Origin of the sequence: Negativibacillus massiliensis, from assembly GCF_900148495.1 — a bacterium.
GTDB lineage: Bacteria > Bacillota > Clostridia > Oscillospirales > Ruminococcaceae > Negativibacillus > Negativibacillus massiliensis.
In genome coordinates, this window is record NZ_FTRU01000003.1 from 1 (window position 1) to 4,918 (window position 4,918).

Genomic DNA, 4,918 nt, shown 5'->3' on the forward strand with positions numbered 1-4,918 from the left:
ATGTTCCCTCAAAATTGAACAATGAAAATTTATTAGCAACACTTGGTCAAGCCCTCGACCGATTAGTACTGCCAAGCTAAATACCTCACGGCACTTACACCTGCAGCCTATCAACCTTGTAGTCTTCAAGGGGTCTTACCCAGTTAACCTGGTGGGATATCTTATCTCAGGAGCGGCTTCATGCTTAGATGCTTTCAGCGTTTATCCGTTCCGCACGTAGCTGCCCAGCTGTGCCACTGGCGTGACAACTGGTGCACCAGAGGTGCGTCCATCCCGGTCCTCTCGTACTAGGGACAGCTTCCTTCAAATATCCTGCGCCCACGACAGATAGGGACCGAACTGTCTCACGACGTTCTGAACCCAGCTCGCGTACCACTTTAATTGGCGAACAGCCAAACCCTTGGGACCGAATACAGCCCCAGGATGTGATGAGCCGACATCGAGGTGCCAAACCTCCCCGACGATGTGGACTCTTGGGGGAGATCAGCCTGTTATCCCCAGGGTAGCTTTTATCCGTTGAGCGACGGCATTTCCACTCACATACCGCCGGATCACTAACTCCAACTTTCGTTACTGCTCGACTTGTCAGTCTCGCAGTTAGGCTCGCTTATGCGTTTACACTCAGGGGCATGGTTTCCGTCCATGCTGAGCGAACCTTTGAGCGCCTCCGATACCTTTTTGGAGGCGACCGCCCCAGTCAAACTGCCCACCTAACAATGTCCCCCAGCCGGATTCACGGCTGCAGGTTAGAATTTCAACACTTCAAGAGTGGTATCCCAAAGGCGACTCCGCAGAAGCTGACGCTTCTGTTTCTCAGTCTCCCACCTATTCTGTACATGAAATATCAAAATCCAATATTAAGCTACAGTAAAGCTCCATGGGGTCTTTCCGTCTTGTCGCGGGTAACCGGCATCTTCACCGGTACTACAATTTCGCCGGGCGGGTTGTTGAGACAGTGTCCAGATCGTTACACCATTCGTGCGGGTCAGAACTTACCTGACAAGGAATTTCGCTACCTTAGGACCGTTATAGTTACGGCCGCCGTTTACTGGGGCTTCAATTCAATGCTTGCACATCTCCTCTTAACCTTCCAGCACCGGGCAGGTGTCACCCCATATACATCATCTTTCGATTTAGCATAGAGCTGTGTTTTTGCTAAACAGTCGCCTGGACCTATTCTCTGCGGCTCCATTTCTGGAGCACCCCTTCTTCCGAAGTTACGGGGTCAACTTGCCGAGTTCCTTAACAACCCTTCTCCCGTTGGCCTTAGAATTCTCTTCCCATCTACCTGTGTCGGTTTGCGGTACGGGCATCTTGTATATACACAAAGCTTTTCTCGCCTCTGTTCCAGTACACTTCCTTACTAAACTTCAGTCCCTTACGACCAGGGCTACCAACGCCTGGCTTGTACCTTCCCAAAGTGTCCCTTTGCTTAAATACTTCGACGGTTACGGAATGTCTACCGTATGTGCATCGGCTACGCCTTTCGGCCTGACCTTAGCTCCCGACTAACTTGGAGCGGACGAACCTTCCTCCAAAAACCTTAGACTTTCGGCCATTATGATTCTCACATAATTCGCGCTACTCATTCCGGCATTCTCACTTGTGTAAAGTCCACCACCGCTTCCGCTATGACTTCACCCCTTACACAACGCTCCCCTACCATATACATTAGTATATCCCAAGCTTCGGTTATGATTTTAGCCCCGTTGAATTTTCCGCGCAGGGTCACTCGACCAGTGAGCTATTACGCACTCTTTAAATGAGTGGCTGCTTCTAAGCCAACATCCTGGTTGTTTTCGCAACCCCACATCGTTTTCCACTTAAATCATATTTGGGACCTTAGCTGTGGGTCTGGGCTGTTTCCCTTTTGACTATGAAACTTATCTCCCATAGTCTGACTGCTGTGCTCGCATTAGCCGGCATTCTTAGTTTGATAGGCTTCGGTACCCGTTAGGGCCCTAGGCCATTCAGTGCTTTACCTCCGGTAATGATACACAACGCTAGCCCTAAAGCTATTTCGGGGAGAACCAGCTATATCCGAGTTCGATTGGAATTTCTCCGCTATCCACACCTCATCCGCCGCCTTTTCAACGGAGGTCGGTTCGGCCCTCCATTGGGTCTTACCCCAACTTCAGCCTGGACATGGATAGGTCACCCGGTTTCGGGCCCTATGCACGTAACTTGACGCCCTATTCAGACTTGCTCTCGCTTCGGCTCCGGACCTTAAGTCCTTAACCTTGCTACGTACATACGCTCGCCGGACCGTTCTACAAAAAGTACCCGATCACACTTTGACGTGCTCTCGGTGCTTGTAAGCTCAGGGTTTCAGGTTCTATTTCACTCCCCTCCCGGGGTCCTTTTCACCTTTCCTTCACAGTACTTTGCGCTATCGGTCACTGGGTAGTATTTAGGCTTGGAGGGTGGTCCCCCCATCTTCCCACAAGGTTTCACGTGTCTTGCGGTACTCTGGATACTGCTCGCTGACTCTAGTTTTCGCCTACGGGACTCTCACCCTATCTTGTCTGCCTTCCCATGCAGTTCGGCTAACCATTGTCAATGCTAAATGCAGTCCTAACCCCAGAAACATTGCTGCTTCTGGTTTGGCCTCTTCCGCGTTCGCTCGCCACTACTAGCGGAATCTCGTTTGATTTCTCTTCCTCGCCCTACTTAGATGTTTCAGTTCAGGCGGTTCCCCTCATACGACTATGAATTCATCGTATGATACATGAGCGTTACCTCATGTGGATTGCTCCATTCGGACATCTACGGATCAAAGTTTGCTTGCAACTCCCCGTAGCTTTTCGCAGCTTGCCACGTCCTTCATCGGCTCCCAGTGCCAAGGCATTCACCTTAAGCTCTTTGTAGCTTGACCATGTGTTTTGCTAATGGTTCTCTTCGTTATTGTAGTATTTTTTACCCTTAAACGTTAATTTAAATTATCGTTCTAGGTTTTTTACCTCAATTTCGCAGTTATTTTCATTGTTCAATTTTCAAGGAACATTTTTGCAACATATCGTTGCTGGTGGGCTCAAGTGGACTCGAACCACCGACCTTACGCTTATCAGGCGTACGCTCTAACCACCTGAGCTATGAGCCCATATTGATTAGACCGGCAGTTGTTCGTTTCATACCCTCACCCTTTGGTGGAGATGAGGAGGATCGAACTCCTGACCCCCTGCGTGCAAGGCAGGTGCTCTCCCAGCTGAGCTACACCCCCGTATCAGGGTTTCGGATATGCCGCTCTTACCTAATTTTGAAGACCAAGGCCTTCAAAATTGAACAACATTAAGCTTTGAATCAAGTCTGACCAGATAAACTGTTCTCTTGAACAGTTCTCCTTAGAAAGGAGGTGATCCAGCCGCACCTTCCGATACGGCTACCTTGTTACGACTTCACCCCAGTCATCAATCCCACCTTCGACAGCGCCCTCCTTGCGGTTAGGCTACTGGCTTCGGGTGTTACCGACTCCCATGGTGTGACGGGCGGTGTGTACAAGGCCCGGGAACGTATTCACCGCGGCATGCTGATCCGCGATTACTAGCAATTCCGACTTCATGCAGGCGAGTTGCAGCCTGCAATCTGAACTGAGATGATTTTTCGGGATTTGCTTCACATCGCTGTGTTGCTTCCCTCTGTTTGATCACCATTGTAGTACGTGTGTAGCCCAGGTCATAAGGGGCATGATGATTTGACGTCATCCCCACCTTCCTCCGTTTTATCAACGGCAGTCTCATTAGAGTGCTCTTGCGTAGCAACTAATGATAAGGGTTGCGCTCGTTGCGGGACTTAACCCAACATCTCACGACACGAGCTGACGACAACCATGCACCACCTGTCTTCGCGTCCCGAAGGAAGAACCAATCTCTTGGTTCGTCGCTCGATGTCAAGACCTGGTAAGGTTCTTCGCGTTGCTTCGAATTAAACCACATACTCCACTGCTTGTGCGGGCCCCCGTCAATTCCTTTGAGTTTCAACCTTGCGGTCGTACTCCCCAGGTGGATTACTTATTGTGTTAACTCCGGCACGGAAGGGGTCAGTCCCCCCACACCTAGTAATCATCGTTTACGGCGTGGACTACCAGGGTATCTAATCCTGTTTGCTACCCACGCTTTCGAGCCTCAGCGTCAGTTACAGCCCAGTAGGCCGCCTTCGCCACTGGTGTTCCTCCTAATATCTACGCATTTCACCGCTACACTAGGAATTCCGCCTACCTCTACTGCACTCAAGAGTGATAGTTTTGAACGCGACTATCAGTTAAGCCGATAGTTTAGACATTCAACTTGTCTCCCCGCCTACGCTCCCTTTACACCCAGTAATTCCGGACAACGCTTGCCACCTACGTATTACCGCGGCTGCTGGCACGTAGTTAGCCGTGGCTTCCTCCTTAGGTACCGTCATTTTTTCGTCCCTAAAGACAGAGGTTTACAATCCGAAAACCGTCTTCCCTCACGCGGCGTCGCTGCATCAGGGTTTCCCCCATTGTGCAATATCCCCCACTGCTGCCTCCCGTAGGAGTCTGGGCCGTGTCTCAGTCCCAATGTGGCCGATCAACCTCTCAGTCCGGCTACCGATCGTCGGCTTGGTGGGCTGTTATCTCACCAACTACCTAATCGGCCGCGAGCCCATCTCTCAGCGATAAATCTTTGGTAAAAAGAGGATGCCCTCTTCTCACGTTATGCGGTATTAGCGTTCGTTTCCAAACGTTATTCCACTCTGAGAGGCAGGTTACTCACGTGTTACTCACCCGTCCGCCACTAAGTTGTATATCCAGCAAGCTTTCAACACAACTCCGTTCGACTTGCATGTGTTAGGCGCGCCGCCAGCGTTCGTCCTGAGCCAGGATCAAACTCTTTGTAAATGGTATTACAACAACTTTCGTTGTTTTAATCATATAAAAGAATTTGAAACTTAACCT

Annotated in this window: 2 tRNA genes and 2 rRNA genes; all 4 read right to left on the reverse strand. The window is 50.2% G+C overall.

Going from position 1 to position 4,918, the window contains the following annotated elements:
• Positions 1 to 42 precede the first annotated feature (42 nt).
• Positions 43 to 2,875 (reverse strand): 23S ribosomal RNA (locus BQ5375_RS00090).
• Between the two features lie 148 nt (positions 2,876 to 3,023).
• A tRNA-Ile gene (locus BQ5375_RS00095) sits at positions 3,024 to 3,100 on the reverse strand.
• A gap of 44 nt (positions 3,101 to 3,144) precedes the next feature.
• Positions 3,145 to 3,220, reverse strand: a tRNA-Ala gene (locus tag BQ5375_RS00100).
• Positions 3,221 to 3,345: 125 nt separating this feature from the next.
• Positions 3,346 to 4,861, reverse strand: a 16S ribosomal RNA gene (locus BQ5375_RS00105).
• The 16S and 23S rRNA genes sit together here with 2 tRNA genes alongside, the layout of an rRNA operon.
• Between the last annotated feature and the right edge of the window lie 57 nt (positions 4,862 to 4,918).